The organism is Streptomyces sp. 6-11-2, assembly GCF_006540305.1.
Taxonomy (GTDB): Bacteria; Actinomycetota; Actinomycetes; order Streptomycetales; family Streptomycetaceae; genus Streptomyces.
The window spans coordinates 3,160,436-3,172,797 of the sequence record NZ_BJOR01000001.1 but is presented as its reverse complement, the minus strand read 5'-3'; the positions used below and the strand labels follow the sequence as shown (position 1 = coordinate 3,172,797).

Sequence of the window (12,362 nt, the reverse complement as noted above, 5' to 3'; positions counted from 1 at the left end):
ACATCCTGGTGAACGAGGGGCGCCGTGCGGGCGCCGTTGTCGTCGGATGGGATGAGGGCCGTGGTGGAGCCGAGGATCGCTGTCGCGGTGGTGACCATGGGCAACCGGCCTGCCGAGGTCGACGCCCTGCTGGAGTCCGTGGCCAAGCAGGATCTCGCGCCCGCGCGCATCGTGATCGTCGGCAACGGGTGCCGGCTGCCCGAGTTCGCCCGCCGGCTGTCCCTGCCCGGCGAGGTCACGGCGGTCGATCTCGACGAGAACCTCGGCTGCCCCGGCGGGCGCAACGTCGCCCTGGCCCGGCTGCGGGAGTTCGGGGATGTGGACGTGGTCGTGGAGCTGGACGACGACGGGCTCCTGGTCGACGCCGACGTACTGCGCCGGGTACGGGATCTGTACGCCGCCGACCCGCGCCTCGGCATCGTCGGCTTCCGCATCGCCGACGAGTGCGGCGAGACCCAGCAGCGGCACGTGCCGCGGATCGGCGGGTCGGGCCCGATGCGGGGCGGGTACGTCACCGGGTTCCTCGGCGGCGGGCACGCCCTGCGGATGGCGATGCTGGAGCAGACCGGGGACTGGCCCGCGGAGTTCTTCTTCGCGCACGAGGAGACCGACCTGGCCTGGCGTGCCGCCGACGCCGGCTGGAAGATCCTCTACGCGCCCGAACTGCTCCTGCGGCACCCGAAGACCTCGCCCGCCCGGCACGCGATCTACTACCGGGTCACTGCCCGCAACCGGGTCTGGCTGGTCCGGCGGCGGCTGCCGCTCCCGCTCGTCCCGGTGCACCTCGGCGTGTGGACGCTGCTCACCCTGGCGCGGACCCGTTCGCTCGCCGGGCTGCGGGCCTGGTTCGGCGGGTTCGTGGAGGGGCTGCGCGGGTCCGCGGGGGAGCGGCGGCCCATGCGCTGGCGGACCGTGTGGCGGCTGACCAGGCTCGGCCGGCCGCCGGTCGTCTGACCGCCGGATCACGACGGGCGGGGCCGCGCGAGGCCCGGTGCGTGCCGGGGAGGGGGCGGGTCGCTGCGGAGTTCGGGCTGTCTGCCGGGGCCGTACGGTGTTCGGGCCGTTTGCTTTGCCGGGGCCGTACGGTGTTCGGGCTGTCTGCCGGGTCTGTACGGGGTTCGATCCCGTGTCGGGCCCCAGGCTCACGTCCTGCCCGGCGCTCGTCCCGCCGCCGCACTCACTTCGCGTCGGCGTAGCACTTCACCACCGCCGTCGTGAACGGAAACCGCACCGGGGTCTCGCCGAATGTCAGCCGTCCCGCCACCTCCGCGGCCTGCCGGATCGCCTCGACGACCGTGTCCGCCTCCTCCTTCGGGCAGTGCACGATCACCTCGTCGTGCTGGAAGAAGACCAGTTCGGCCGCCATGTCCCGGCAGGTGCGGCGCAGCGCCGCGAGCAGCAGCAGGGCCCAGTCCGCGGCGCTGCCCTGCACGACGAAGTTGCGGGCGAACCGGCCTCGGGCACGCGAGTTGGTGGAGGCGTACCCCGGCATCCAGCCCTGGTCGGCGGGTGGCGCGGAGGCCGGGTCGTCCTGCGGAAGGCCCGCCTCTCCGGTCGCGTCCTCCGTCGTCCCGGCGGCCGGGGGACACGTGCGGCCCAGCCAGGTCCGTACGAGCCGGCCCTCCTCGCCCGCCCGCGCGGCCTCGTCGACGTACGCCACCGCCTTGGGGAAGCGGCGTCTGAGGGCGGCCAGGTTCTTCAGGCCGTCGCCGGAGGTCTGCCCGTAGACCGCGCCGAGCACGGCGAGTTTCGCCTGGGCGCGGTCGCCGGAGAAGGCCCGGTCGGACACCGACTGGTAGAGGTCGGCGTCCCGGCCCGCCACCTCCATCAGCCCCGGGTCGCGGGAGATCGCCGCCAGCACCCGCGGCTCCATCTGGGCGGCGTCGGCCACGACCAGCCGCCAGCCGGGGTCGGCCACCACGGCCCGGCGGATGACCTTGGGGATCTGCAGCGCGCCCCCGCCGTTGGTCACCCAGCGGCCGGTGACCGTGCCGCCGGCGAGGAACTCCGGTCTGAACCGCCCCTCCCGCACCCAGTCCTGGAGCCAGGACCAGCCGTGGGCGACCCAGATCCGGTACAGCCTCTTGTACTCCAGCAGGGGTTCGACGGCCGGGTGGTCGACGGACCTGAGCTCCCAGCGGCGGGTGGACTTCACCCTGATCCCGGCCCGGGCGAAGGCCTTGACCACGTCGGCGGGCAGATCCGGCCGCACGCGATGGCCGAAGGCGGCGGACACCTCGTCCGCGAGTTCGGCCAGTCGGCGGGGCTCGCCGCCGCCCGCGTACCGCTCGCCGAGCAGTTCGTGCAGCACCTCGCGGTGCACGTCCGCGCTCCAGGGCAGGCCCGCGCGGTTCATCTCGGCCGCCACCAGCGTGCCCGCCGACTCGGCGGCGGTCAGCAGGCGCATGCGGTCGGGGTGCTCGGCTCGCTCGTGCCGCCGCTGCTGCTCGGCGTAGACCGTGATCAGGTCCGCCAGCGGCAGGCCCACGCCCTGCGGCTCGAAGAGCGAGGACTGCGCGCCGGGTTCGGCGGACCGGTGCGGCGGGTCCGGCGGTACGGGGCCGCCGCGCAGCCTGGCCAGGGCGGCGGCGGCCGAGCGGGGCTCGCCGTGGCGCCCCTCGTGGCCGAGGAGGAGCGTCTCGGCGTCCTCGATGTCGTAGCACCGCTCCACCCGCACGCCCGCGGCGAGCAGGCGTGGATAGACCTCGGCGGTGGACCGCCACACCCATCGTGTGACGTCCGGTCTGCCGCGGACCGCCTCCGCGAGGCCGGCGGCACGGTGCACCGGACCGGCGGGCAGGCCGTCCCGGCCGAGGGGGGCGACCTCGGCGCCGCCGTCCTCGGCCGGTGCCAGAGCCCACCGGTCGGTCATGTCGGCGAGTGTCGCAGGCGGGTCTGACAACGGGCTCCGGCCCGCTGCCCGGGAGGGTGGTCAGCCGTCCTGTCCGCCGTCGTGCGGCTCCTGGTCCTCGTCCTGCCGGGCGCGGTCCTTCACCAGCTCCGCCAAGGCCGCCGCGACGTACTCCTCGGTGCGTGCCTTGTCCAGGCCGAGCCCGCTGAGGACGCCCTCGCCGTTCTCCAGCTCCAGCAGGGCCAGCAGGATGTGCTCGGTGCCGATGTAGTTGTGGCCGAGGCGCAGGGCCTCGCGGAAGGTGAGTTCCAGGGCCTTCTTGGCGGCCGAGCCGTACGGGACCAGCTCGGGAGCGTCGGCGGACGCGGGTGGCAGGGCGGCGGTCGCGGCCTCGCGGGCGGCGTTCAGGGTGACGCCCTGGGCCTCGATGGCCTGCGCGGCCATGGCCTCGGGTTCGGCGAGCAGCCCGAGGACCAGGTGCGCGGGCGTTCCCTCGGCGCTCCCGGCGGCCTTGGCCTCCTCGTGGGCGGTCATGACCACCTTGCGGGCGCGGGGCGTGTAGCGGCTGAAGCCCTGGCTGGGGTCCAGGTCGGCCGACTCCTTGGGCACGAACCGCTTCTGCGCGGCCTGCCGGGTGACGCCCATGCTCCTGCCGATGTCGGTCCAGGAGGCACCGGAACGGCGGGCCTGGTCGACGAAGTGCCCGATGAGGTGGTCCGCCACCTCGCCGAGGTGCTCGCCGGCGAGCACGGCGTCCTGGAGCTGTTCGAGGGGTTCCTGGTGGACCTTCTTGATGGCCGAGATGAGGTCGTCCAGACGGACGCTCGACCTGATGGTGGGGTTCGTCATGTGTCAACCGTAGGTTGCGCCCCTCAGGGTGTCAACCCGAAGTTGACACCCTGAGGGCCACTCCACGGCTGGTTTGTCCACAGGGTGTGGACAGAGTCGCGCGTGCCTCATGGCACGATCGAGCGGTGAGTACGTCCAGCACCGTCGACCGGGCCTTTCGGGCCGCCCTGTACGCACCCTCCGACGACGCCCTCGACACCGGCGCCTCCCTGCTGGCGGCCGACCCCGGGGTGGACGCCGAACTCGCCCGGCGCGGGCAGGAGTTCGTGGCGACGGCGTGGCAGCGAGGCTGGCGGCCCGCCGATGTCGCCCGGATCGTGCGGCGGGAGCTCGGCGAGGTCCATGTGCGGCTGCTCGCGGCGCTCGTCCGCACGCAGGCGGCCGACGACCGGCCGCGCGGCCCGCGCTGGGCCGCCGAGCTCGACGCACTGCCGTCCGGGGAACCGCCCCGCACCGACCGTTTCTCGCATGCCAGCGCCGTCCTGGAGCTCTACCGCCTGCTGCTGCGGCTCCCCGCGCTCGAACCTCTGGACGAGCCCGCGCCCCGGACCGAGTCCCGCATGCTCACCCGGATCCGGGCGCTGCTCGCCAAGGCGGAGGCGACCGGGTACCCGGAGGAGGCGGAGGCGCTGAGCGCCAAGGCACAGGAGCTGATGGCGCGGCACAGTGTCGACGAGGCGCTGCTCGCCGCCCGTGCCCCGTCGCCCGACGCCCCCGGCGCCTGCCGGATCGGTGTCGAGCCGCCGTACGAACAGGCCAAGGCCGTGCTGCTGGACGCCGTGGCCACCGCGAACCACTGCCGTGCCGTGTGGAACGAGGCCCTCGCGTTCTCCACCGTCGTCGGCTTCGAGGCCGACCTGGAGGCGGTCGAACTGCTCTACGCCTCCCTGCTGGTCCAGGCCACGACGGCGATGAGCAGGGCGGAGGCCGCCCAGCGAGCGGGCGGGCGCAAGCGGACCAAGACCTTCCGGCAGTCCTTCCTCGCCGCCTACGCCCACCGAGTCGGCGCCCGCCTCGCGGCCGCCGCCGGGACCCAGGTGAGCGCGGACCTGCTGCCCGTCCTGGCGAGCCGGGACGTCGCGGTCACCGACCGGGTGGACCGCTTGTTCCCGGAGACGACCACCACCCGCCTGCGCGGGGTGAGCGACACGGCGGGGTGGACGGAGGGCGCCCGGGCGGCGGACCGGGCCCAGGTGAGGTCCCGCCCGCCGCTCGGCCGACGTGCCGCGCCACCCGCGTGAACGGCGTCGGTCAGTCGCCGGCCTGCTGGAGGGCCGTCACCGACGCGTCCGGGTCGCCCGCGTTCTTCCTGCCCTGGACCGGGCCGTAGGACCACGGGAAGTCCTGGCTGCCGGACGCTCCGGGCAGGCTGAGCTTCAGTGACGTCACCGCGAGGCTCTTGGCGTCGTTCTCCTTGCCCCGCACGTAGGTGAGAGTGAAGGACGCCGTGTCGTCCTTGGCGAGAGTGAGCTTCTCCGGCTTGCCGGACTTGTCCTGCGGGACGGTCGCCGTGACGTCGCCGGCGGACAGGGTGGCGCCCGGGAAGCCCTCCAGGGTGCACCGCGCACCCCGGTTGGTGACGGTGACGGGCACGTTGCCCGTGTCCCCGGCGGCGGGCGCGGCGTTGGCCGGACCGACCTGAACCCCGACCTCGGTGATCCGGCAAGCCGTGCCGCCGGTGTTCTTGTCCCCGGAGCCGGTACCGCTGCCGCCGCTGTCGCAGGCGGTGAGCAGGAGGGCCGCGGCGAGGGCGGTGACGGTGATCGGAATCGGAATGGCGCGCATGAACTGGTCCCTTGGATCGTGATGATGCCCGAGGATCATCACGCACGAGCGGGCGGCGCGGTTGCCCGCCCCGCGATCGGCCCCGCGCGTCAGGAGCCCAGGCTCGCCGTCGGCAGGCCCGACGGTAGCGCCCCGCCCGTCGACCGGGTGTACGTCTCCGAGCCGAGACCACCCTCCCAGGTAACGCGGAGCGTGGTCTTGTTGACGGAGTCCACCATGCCGGTCGTACGGGCCTTGCACGCGTCGAGGCGGATCACATGCCTCGCGCCCTCCTCGACCGCCGTCCCGGTGCAGATGGTCCGGTCGGTCGAGAAGAGCGCGGCCCGCTTGCCGGTGACGATCAGGACCACGGCCTTGCCGCCGGTGGTGGCGAGCCAACTTCCCTCCACGCCGTCCCCGTTGGCGGTCGGACCGCCCGTACCGTGCGCGCCGCCGCCGTCATCGCCGGTCGTGGTCACGCTCGCGTCGGGGGTGGCGGAGGTCTTGTCCGTGGCACCGGGGCCGCCGCTGTCGCACCCGGTGAGGGCGAGCGCGCCGAGCAGGGTCACGGCCGCGATCCGCGTCGCGGCGCTCGCCCCCGTTGCCGCCGCTTCGGCCGCCCTGGTCGTCGCAGTCATCGGAAAGCCCCCAAGCCCTGACCGGCCGGCCGCCCGGCGGCCGGTACGACCGCAGCAAGCTACCAGGACCGGGCGCTTACCAGGAGGCCTTCCGGACTCCGGGCAGATGCCCGGCGTGCGCCTGCTCCCGCAGGCTCACCCGGGACAGGCCGAAGGTGCGCAGGTAGCCGCGCGGCCGGCCGTCGATCTGGTCGCGATTGCGCACGCGCGTGGCGCTCGCGTCCCGCGGCTGCCCGCGCAACTCCCGCTCGGCGGCGAGCCGTTCGTCCGGCGTCGAGGACGGCCTGCGGATGATCTCCTTCAGCTCGGCCCGGCGGGCGGCGTACCGCTCGACGATCTGCCGCCGCTTCTCGTTCTTCGCGATCTTGCTCTTCTTCGCCATGGCGTCTCCCTGTTCTCCGGGGTTCTTCGCGGTCCGGGTTCTTTCGGGTTCTTCGGGGTACTTCAGGTTCCTCGGGTGGCTCGGGTTCCTCAGACCTTCACCCCGCGCGCGCGGATGCGCGCCACGGCCGCCTCGACGCCGATCGTGTCGACGGTTCTGACCGCCCTCGCGCTCAGCCGCAGCCGCACGTGGCGGCCCTCGCTCGGCAGCCAGTAGCGCTTGGTCTGGATGTTCGGGTCGAAGCGGCGGGAGGTCCGCCGGTGGGAGTGCGAGATGTGGTTGCCGAAGCCGGGCCGGGCGCCGGTCAGCATGCAGTGGGCGGACACGGGTGACGCACCTCTCCTCGATCGGTGATGTAAATGGAATTCATTTTCAGTAGCATAGCGGCATGGCACGCAACGAACTCCGCCCGGTCGTCAAACTCCGGTCCACCGCCGGGACCGGCTACACCTACGTCACCCGCAAGAACCGCCGTAACGACCCGGACCGGCTGACCCTGCGCAAGTACGACCCGGTCGCCGGCCGGCACGCCGACTTCCGAGAGGAGCGCTGAGGTCCGCCGTGCGCAACGGAATCCACCCGGCCTACGGTCCCGTCGTCTTCCGTGACCGTGCCGCGAACCACGCCTTCCTCACCCGCTCGACCATGACCAGCGAGAAGACGATCGAGTGGGAGGACGGCCACACCTACCCCGTCGTCGACGTCGAGATCTCGAACGTCAGCCACCCCTTCTACACCGGCACCGCCCGCGTCCTGGACACCGCCGGGCGCGTGGAGCGCTTCGAGCGCCGGTACGGGAAGCGGGGCGGGGCGTGAGCCTGTCGGTGGTGATCGTCGGCGGGCTGCACGCCGACGCCCGGAAGGCGGCCGTCGCGCGGCTCCTCGCCGAGGTGCCCGGCAGCGTCGCGCTCCACCACGACCTGGCGACGGCCACCGCGGGCACGGTCGTGCGCACCGTCCGGGACGCCTCCGGAGTGCTGTCCCGCGGCGAGATGCCCCTGGTCAACGACTGCGCGTGCTGCGCGCTGCGGGAGGACCTGGTGCCGGAGCTGCGCGGGATCGCCGCCGCCGGGCACGCCCCGCTCGCGGTGGTCGAGCTGTGGGACTCCGTGGAGCCCAAGGCGATGGCCGAGGTGGTGGTGGCCGGCGGGCTCACGGTCACCGGCGTGGTCACCGCCGTCGACCCGGCCCTCGTCCTGCCGTACCTCGGCAACGGCGACGATCTGGCCGACGGCGGGCTCGCCGCGGCCGCCACCGATCAGCGGACCGTCGCCGACACCTTCGCCCGGCAGTTGGAGTACGCGCCCGTGCTCGCCGTCAGCGACTCCCCGGAGGCCGACGACGAGGACCGCGAACTGCTGGCACAACTGCACCCGACGGCCCGCCGGGTCCCGATCGGCCACGGTGACCCGGCGGGCGCCCCTCCTGCCCCGGCACGTGCGCGGGAGGCCGCCCCGCGTTCGGAGCTGGTCCGCGCCGCCCTCGCCGGATTCGACGTCGAGGCGGCCGCGGCGGCCCAGCACCCGGCGTGCGCGCTGCTGCCCGCCGAGGCGGACGCGCACGGCGTCTCGACGCTGGTCTGGCGCCGCCACCGCCCCTTCCACCCGGAGCGGCTGTACGCGGCCCTGGAGGACCTGACCTGCGCCGCCGCGCGCAGCCGGGGCCGGTTCTGGCTGGCCGACCGGCCCGACACGCTGCTCCACTGGGACGCGGCCGGCGGCGCGCTGTGCGTGGAGGGCGCGGGCCCGTGGCTCGCCGCCCTGCCGGACGCGGCCTGGGACCTGGTCCCGCCCGTGCGCCGGGCCGCCGCCGCGCTGGACTGGCACCCGGAGCACGGCGACCGCTGCCAGCACCTCGTGTTCACGTCCCCCGGCCTCGATCGCGACGGCCTCGAACGGCTGCTGGAGTCCTGCCTGCTGACGGACGCCGAGTACGCCGCCGGGCGCGAGGCCTGGAGGGGCCTGGCGTCCGCCTTCGACACCCTCCTGGAGGTCTGACCCGATGCCCCGCAAGAGCGACCGCAAGCCCGCCAAGGACCGCCCCAACCCGTTGGAGCAGGCCGGGATCTCGTACATCGACTACAAGGACACCGATCTGCTGCGCAGGTTCGTCTCCGACCGCGGCAAGATCCGCAGCCGCCGGGTCACCCGGGTCACGGCCCAGCAGCAGCGGCTGCTGGCGCGGGCGATCAAGAACGCGCGGGAGATGGCACTGCTGCCGTACTCCGGCCGCTGACCGGGCCGGCGACGCGCACGAGCGATAGGTAGGAGAGTCCCTACGGTTGACACGTAGGGAATCTCCTACCTAATCTCGTTCGCATGAACATCACTCACGCCTCCTTCGTCACCCTCCCCGTCGGCGACCAGGACCGCGCGCTGCGCTTCTACACGGACGTCCTCGGTTTCGAGACCGTCGCCGACCGGGACATGCCCCAGGGACGCTGGCTCCAGGTGGCGCCCGTCGGCGCGCAGACGGTCTTCACGCTCTCCGGGCCGGGGATGGGGGGTTTCGAGCCCGGATCGGCACGGGGGATCATGTTGGTCACGACCGATGTCGACGCCGCCTGCGCGCGGCTCGCGCAGGCGGGGGTCTCCGTGCAGGGCCCGGACGAGCTGCCCTGGGGCCGCATGGCCTCCTTCACGGACCCCGACGGCAACGGTCTGATGCTGCTGACCGAGAAGGAAGGTTTCTGACCGCCGCCATGAACGGGACGAGCTCCGTATGAAGGGGACGGGTACCGCCGCGGAGGACCGCGTCTTCGCCGCGCTCGCCAACGCCACCCGCCGCGAGGTGCTGCGGCTGCTGCGCGAGGAGGGGCCCCAGCCCGTCCAGGACCTGGCCGACCGCTTCGCCATGCGCCGCCCCAGCCTCTCGGAACATCTCAAGGTGCTCCGGGAGGCCGGTCTCGTCTCCGAGCAGCGCTCCGGCCGGCAGCGCATCTACCGCCTGGAGGCGGCCCCGCTGGCCGAGGTGCAGGACTGGCTCCACCCGTACGAGCGGTTCTGGCGCGGCCGGATGAAGGAACTCGGCGCGCTGCTGGACCGTATGCCCGACGACGACCGCAGCTGAGCCCCGATCCTTGCGGTGACCGCACCGGGGCACCGACCCCCACGACGACCACACGGGCACGACCGCACATGAGTACCGACCCCGACGACGACCTCACCACGATCCGCGTCGACCAGTTCTATCCGCACCCCCCGGCCAAGGTCTGGCGGGCCCTCACCGAGCCCTCGCTGCTCGCGCAGTGGCAGATGCCGGGTGCCGCGGACTTCCGCCTCCGGGTCGGCCACCGCTACCGGATGACCTCCGTCCCGCGGCCCCACTCCAAGTTCTCCGGCGTCGTCGACGTGGAGGTTCTCGCCTACGACGCCGAGCGGATGCTGTGCGTCCGCTGGAGGGACGCCGATCCGGCCAATCCCGCGGACTGGACGCTCACCTGGACGTTGGAACAGGAAGGCCGCGGAACGCGTCTCTTCCTAGTGCACGACGGATTCGATCCGGACGACCCGGCACAGATGATGGCGCGGAAGATCATGGACGGGGGCTGGCGTTCGCATGTCCTGCGCGTTCTGGGGGCAGACGCTCGACCGGCTCGGGTGAGGCGGACGCCAGGACTGTAACCGCTGAACCACTCCCCGTGCACGTGCATCTGCGCGCGCATCTGCATGTGAACAGGGCTATGATCCCGATCAGTTGACCGATGCATCAATGGCCACACCAGCCAGTGCACCACCGGGGAGCGACCTGTGGACCACGACGCTGAGGGCGGGTACGGGGGCGACGTGTACAACGGCATGGCGGCCGCACGGCTGCGCGGGGTGGCCTGGCAGAAGAGCCGGCACAGCAACTCGCAGGGCTCCTGCGTGGAGTTCGCGCGACTGCCGGGCGGGGACGTGGCGGTGCGCAACTCCCGCTTCCCCGAAGGTCCCGCGCTCGTCTACACGCGTGCGGAGATCGAGGCGATGCTGCTGGGCGTCAAGGACGGGGAGTTCGACCACCTGATAGCGGGCTGACGTGCCCTCGAAGCGGGTGAGCGACTCGGGGCGATCGCCGCGCGACACGCGGTGACGCGCGTAGAACCGCGGCGTCGAAGAAGGCCCGGTTCGTCATTCGGCGGGTGGAAACCGGAAGAGCGCCCAGACCACCTTGCCGTCCAGGGTGCCGGTCAGCGGGTGCCAGCCCCAGCTGTCGCTGAACGAGTCGACGAGGAAGAGGCCGCGGCCCGACTCCGCCGAGAAGTCGTCCGTCTCGCGGGCGACCGGGCTCTCCCGGCTGGGGTCGCGCACCGCGCACACCAGCCGCCCGGTCCATCGCAGCAGGTGCAGCCGCACGGGCGAGTCGTGGTCGCACGAGTGCGCCGGCGACGCCGGGGGCACCGGCAGGCCGTGCCGCAGGGCGTTGGTGACCAGCTCGGAGACCACCAGGCAGACGTCCTCGAACCGGTCGCCCAGCTCCCACCGGTCGAGCGTCGTGCGGGTGAACTGTCTTGCCTCACGCACCGCTTCGTAGCGGGCGGGCAGCGCGCAGGAGGCGGCGCTCGACACGGCCGCGGGATCCAGCGGGGGAAGGCCCTGCCGTAACGGCTCGAGCATGGTCGATCCATTCGTCCCCATGCGAGGCACTCCCGGTAATCCGCGGTCGTTGCGATGCAGCGGTGGCGCACGACCATGGTTTCGGATGCGTACAGCAGATGCAAGGGCAGATGCACGTGCACGTGACCGAATTGGACCTCCCCGTACCGCTTACTGGCCATTTTTTCCGCCATCTTCTTGTCATCCGCCGGACTCCTGCCCGGCTGCCGCCGTGCGGATTCCCTGATCTCTTTCCGTTTCCGTAATCACGCGAGTACAGCTCGGAGTGAATTAGTGGCAGACTGCGGGCCTTGAAGACGGTTGGGGAGGCTGGCGAACGTGAGCGCGGGAGAGCCCGGATCGGTGGTGCGGCGCATGCTGCTCGGCTCGCAACTCAGGCGACTGCGCGAAGCGCGGGGGATCACGCGCGAGGCGGCCGGGTACTCGATCCGCGCTTCGGAATCGAAGATCAGCCGGATGGAGTTGGGCCGGGTGAGCTTCAAGACCCGAGACGTGGAAGACCTGTTGACGCTGTACGGCATCACGGACGAGACCGAGCGCATCTCGCTGCTCTCCCTCGCCAAGGAGGCCAACGTCGCGGGCTGGTGGCACAGTTACTCCGACGTCCTGCCCAGCTGGTTCCCCACCTACGTGGGACTGGAGGGCGCGGCGTCGCTGATCCGCGTCTACGAGGTGCAGTTCGTGCACGGGCTGCTGCAGACCGAGGCGTACGCGCGGGCGGTGGTCCGGCGCGGTATGCAGGGCGCGAGCGAGGCGGACGTGGAACGGCGGGTGGCGCTGCGCATGGAGCGGCAGAAGCACCTCGTCTCGGAGAACGCTCCCGACCTCCGCATCGTCCTCGACGAGGCCGCCCTGCGTCGCCCCTACGGAGACCGCGACGTGATGCGCGGGCAGTTGCAGCACCTGATCGAGATCTCCGAGCGCCCCAACGTACGGCTTCAGGTCATGCCGTTCAGCTTCGGCGGGCACGCCGGTGAGTCCGGCGCCTTCACCATCCTCAGCTTCCCCGAGTCCGACCTGTCGGACGTGGTCTACCTGGAGCAGCTCACCAGCGCCCTCTACCTGGACAAGCCCGAGGACGTCGCCCAGTACGAGAGGACGCTGGAGGAAATCCAGCACGACGGACCCGGTCCGGACGAGAGCCGCGACCTGCTGCGCGGGCTGCTCCAGCTCACTTAGGGAAAACCCCTCGGAAACGTGTAGGGGACCCCCAACTCGGTTCGCGCGCAAGTACGATGACGTGTGATCAGACCGTGAAGAAGTGATCGGGGGTTGATCGGGCT

At 72.4% G+C, this 12,362-nt stretch carries 18 protein-coding genes; 11 read left to right on the top strand and 7 right to left on the bottom strand.

Going from position 1 to position 12,362, the window contains the following annotated elements; all coding sequences use genetic code 11:
* Positions 1 to 60 precede the first annotated feature (60 nt).
* Positions 61 to 954, top strand: coding sequence for a glycosyltransferase family 2 protein (locus TNCT6_RS13645; RefSeq protein WP_141359630.1), 894 nt, complete (start codon positions 61 to 63; stop codon positions 952 to 954).
* Positions 955 to 1,177: 223 nt separating this feature from the next.
* Here the strand turns inward: TNCT6_RS13645 and TNCT6_RS13640 are convergent, their stop codons facing one another.
* Both TNCT6_RS13640 and TNCT6_RS13635 read right to left on the bottom strand, forming a co-directional pair.
* Positions 1,178 to 2,872: a bifunctional 3'-5' exonuclease/DNA polymerase gene (locus TNCT6_RS13640; RefSeq protein WP_141359629.1), complete on the bottom strand. Its 1,695-nt coding sequence runs from the start codon at positions 2,870 to 2,872 to the stop codon at positions 1,178 to 1,180.
* 60 nt (positions 2,873 to 2,932) lie between these two features.
* Entirely contained in the window at positions 2,933 to 3,700 is a 768-nt protein-coding gene (locus tag TNCT6_RS13635; RefSeq protein ID WP_141359628.1) for a Clp protease N-terminal domain-containing protein, read from the bottom strand.
* Positions 3,701 to 3,825: 125 nt separating this feature from the next.
* On the opposite strand from TNCT6_RS13635, the gene TNCT6_RS13630 reads away from it, so the two are divergent.
* A complete protein-coding gene (locus tag TNCT6_RS13630; protein WP_141359627.1) occupies positions 3,826 to 4,941 on the top strand; it encodes a DUF2786 domain-containing protein in 1,116 nt (371 codons plus the stop codon).
* A gap of 10 nt (positions 4,942 to 4,951) precedes the next feature.
* Here TNCT6_RS13630 and TNCT6_RS13625 read toward each other — a convergent pair whose 3' ends face one another.
* The 4 genes from TNCT6_RS13625 to rpmB form a co-directional block, all read right to left on the bottom strand.
* Complete coding sequence (locus tag TNCT6_RS13625) at positions 4,952 to 5,485, bottom strand: DUF4232 domain-containing protein (RefSeq protein WP_141359626.1); 534 nt, start codon at positions 5,483 to 5,485, stop codon at positions 4,952 to 4,954.
* An 89-nt stretch (positions 5,486 to 5,574) separates the two neighbouring features.
* The gene (locus TNCT6_RS13620; protein WP_141359625.1) at positions 5,575 to 6,102 is read right to left on the bottom strand and encodes a hypothetical protein; all 528 of its coding nucleotides are present in this window, start codon (positions 6,100 to 6,102) and stop codon (positions 5,575 to 5,577) included.
* A gap of 76 nt (positions 6,103 to 6,178) precedes the next feature.
* Entirely contained in the window at positions 6,179 to 6,484 is a 306-nt protein-coding gene (rpsN, locus tag TNCT6_RS13615) for a 30S ribosomal protein S14 (protein WP_141359624.1), read from the bottom strand.
* A gap of 89 nt (positions 6,485 to 6,573) precedes the next feature.
* Positions 6,574 to 6,810 (bottom strand): 50S ribosomal protein L28, encoded by a 237-nt coding sequence (rpmB, locus tag TNCT6_RS13610; RefSeq protein WP_141359623.1) that lies wholly within the window; start codon positions 6,808 to 6,810, stop codon positions 6,574 to 6,576.
* A gap of 62 nt (positions 6,811 to 6,872) precedes the next feature.
* Here rpmB and rpmG point away from each other — a divergent pair, with 62 nt between their 5' ends.
* The 8 genes from rpmG to TNCT6_RS13570 all read left to right on the top strand — a co-directional run bounded on the left by rpmG (position 6,873) and on the right by TNCT6_RS13570 (position 10,500).
* Positions 6,873 to 7,037, top strand: coding sequence for a 50S ribosomal protein L33 (rpmG, locus tag TNCT6_RS13605; RefSeq protein ID WP_141359622.1), 165 nt, complete (start codon positions 6,873 to 6,875; stop codon positions 7,035 to 7,037).
* A gap of 8 nt (positions 7,038 to 7,045) precedes the next feature.
* Positions 7,046 to 7,300, top strand: a complete 255-nt coding sequence (locus TNCT6_RS13600) for a type B 50S ribosomal protein L31 (protein WP_141359621.1) — start codon at positions 7,046 to 7,048, stop codon at positions 7,298 to 7,300.
* Positions 7,297 to 8,481 (top strand): GTP-binding protein, encoded by a 1,185-nt coding sequence (locus TNCT6_RS13595; protein ID WP_141359620.1) that lies wholly within the window; start codon positions 7,297 to 7,299, stop codon positions 8,479 to 8,481. Before TNCT6_RS13600 ends, TNCT6_RS13595 begins: the two co-directional genes overlap by 4 nt.
* 4 nt (positions 8,482 to 8,485) lie before the next feature.
* On the top strand, positions 8,486 to 8,719 hold the full coding sequence (gene rpsR / locus TNCT6_RS13590) for a 30S ribosomal protein S18 (protein WP_141359619.1): 234 nt from the start codon (positions 8,486 to 8,488) through the stop codon (positions 8,717 to 8,719).
* Between the two features lie 83 nt (positions 8,720 to 8,802).
* Positions 8,803 to 9,177 carry a VOC family protein gene (locus TNCT6_RS13585; RefSeq protein ID WP_141359618.1) on the top strand — a complete coding sequence of 125 codons (375 nt, stop codon included), beginning with the start codon at positions 8,803 to 8,805 and terminating at the stop codon, positions 9,175 to 9,177.
* A gap of 28 nt (positions 9,178 to 9,205) precedes the next feature.
* Positions 9,206 to 9,553: a helix-turn-helix transcriptional regulator gene (locus tag TNCT6_RS13580; protein WP_141359617.1), complete on the top strand. Its 348-nt coding sequence runs from the start codon at positions 9,206 to 9,208 to the stop codon at positions 9,551 to 9,553.
* A 68-nt stretch (positions 9,554 to 9,621) separates the two neighbouring features.
* A complete protein-coding gene (locus TNCT6_RS13575; protein ID WP_141359616.1) occupies positions 9,622 to 10,107 on the top strand; it encodes an SRPBCC domain-containing protein in 486 nt (161 codons plus the stop codon).
* A 126-nt stretch (positions 10,108 to 10,233) separates the two neighbouring features.
* Complete coding sequence (locus TNCT6_RS13570; RefSeq protein ID WP_172632896.1) at positions 10,234 to 10,500, top strand: DUF397 domain-containing protein; 267 nt, start codon at positions 10,234 to 10,236, stop codon at positions 10,498 to 10,500.
* Positions 10,501 to 10,593: 93 nt separating this feature from the next.
* Here TNCT6_RS13570 and TNCT6_RS13565 read toward each other — a convergent pair whose 3' ends face one another.
* The gene (locus TNCT6_RS13565; RefSeq protein ID WP_141359615.1) at positions 10,594 to 11,079 is read right to left on the bottom strand and encodes an ATP-binding protein; all 486 of its coding nucleotides are present in this window, start codon (positions 11,077 to 11,079) and stop codon (positions 10,594 to 10,596) included.
* Positions 11,080 to 11,433: 354 nt separating this feature from the next.
* Here TNCT6_RS13565 and TNCT6_RS13555 point away from each other — a divergent pair, with 354 nt between their 5' ends.
* Entirely contained in the window at positions 11,434 to 12,258 is an 825-nt protein-coding gene (locus tag TNCT6_RS13555) for a helix-turn-helix transcriptional regulator (protein ID WP_141366390.1), read from the top strand.
* The last annotated feature ends 104 nt before the right edge of the window (positions 12,259 to 12,362 follow it).

Coding starts and splice junctions, on each gene's coding strand:
- TNCT6_RS13575 (WP_141359616.1), top strand. CDS start 9,622: ATGAGTACCGACCCCGACGACGACCTCACCACGATCCGCGTCGACCAG.
- TNCT6_RS13555 (WP_141366390.1), top strand. CDS start 11,434: ATGCTGCTCGGCTCGCAACTCAGGCGACTGCGCGAAGCGCGGGGGATC.
- TNCT6_RS13625 (WP_141359626.1), bottom strand. CDS start 5,485: ATGCGCGCCATTCCGATTCCGATCACCGTCACCGCCCTCGCCGCGGCC.
- TNCT6_RS13620 (WP_141359625.1), bottom strand. CDS start 6,102: ATGACTGCGACGACCAGGGCGGCCGAAGCGGCGGCAACGGGGGCGAGC.
- rpmG (WP_141359622.1), top strand. CDS start 6,873: ATGGCACGCAACGAACTCCGCCCGGTCGTCAAACTCCGGTCCACCGCC.
- rpsN (WP_141359624.1), bottom strand. CDS start 6,484: ATGGCGAAGAAGAGCAAGATCGCGAAGAACGAGAAGCGGCGGCAGATC.
- TNCT6_RS13580 (WP_141359617.1), top strand. CDS start 9,206: ATGAAGGGGACGGGTACCGCCGCGGAGGACCGCGTCTTCGCCGCGCTC.
- rpsR (WP_141359619.1), top strand. CDS start 8,486: ATGCCCCGCAAGAGCGACCGCAAGCCCGCCAAGGACCGCCCCAACCCG.
- TNCT6_RS13585 (WP_141359618.1), top strand. CDS start 8,803: ATGAACATCACTCACGCCTCCTTCGTCACCCTCCCCGTCGGCGACCAG.
- TNCT6_RS13640 (WP_141359629.1), bottom strand. CDS start 2,872: ATGACCGACCGGTGGGCTCTGGCACCGGCCGAGGACGGCGGCGCCGAG.
- TNCT6_RS13635 (WP_141359628.1), bottom strand. CDS start 3,700: ATGACGAACCCCACCATCAGGTCGAGCGTCCGTCTGGACGACCTCATC.
- TNCT6_RS13565 (WP_141359615.1), bottom strand. CDS start 11,079: ATGCTCGAGCCGTTACGGCAGGGCCTTCCCCCGCTGGATCCCGCGGCC.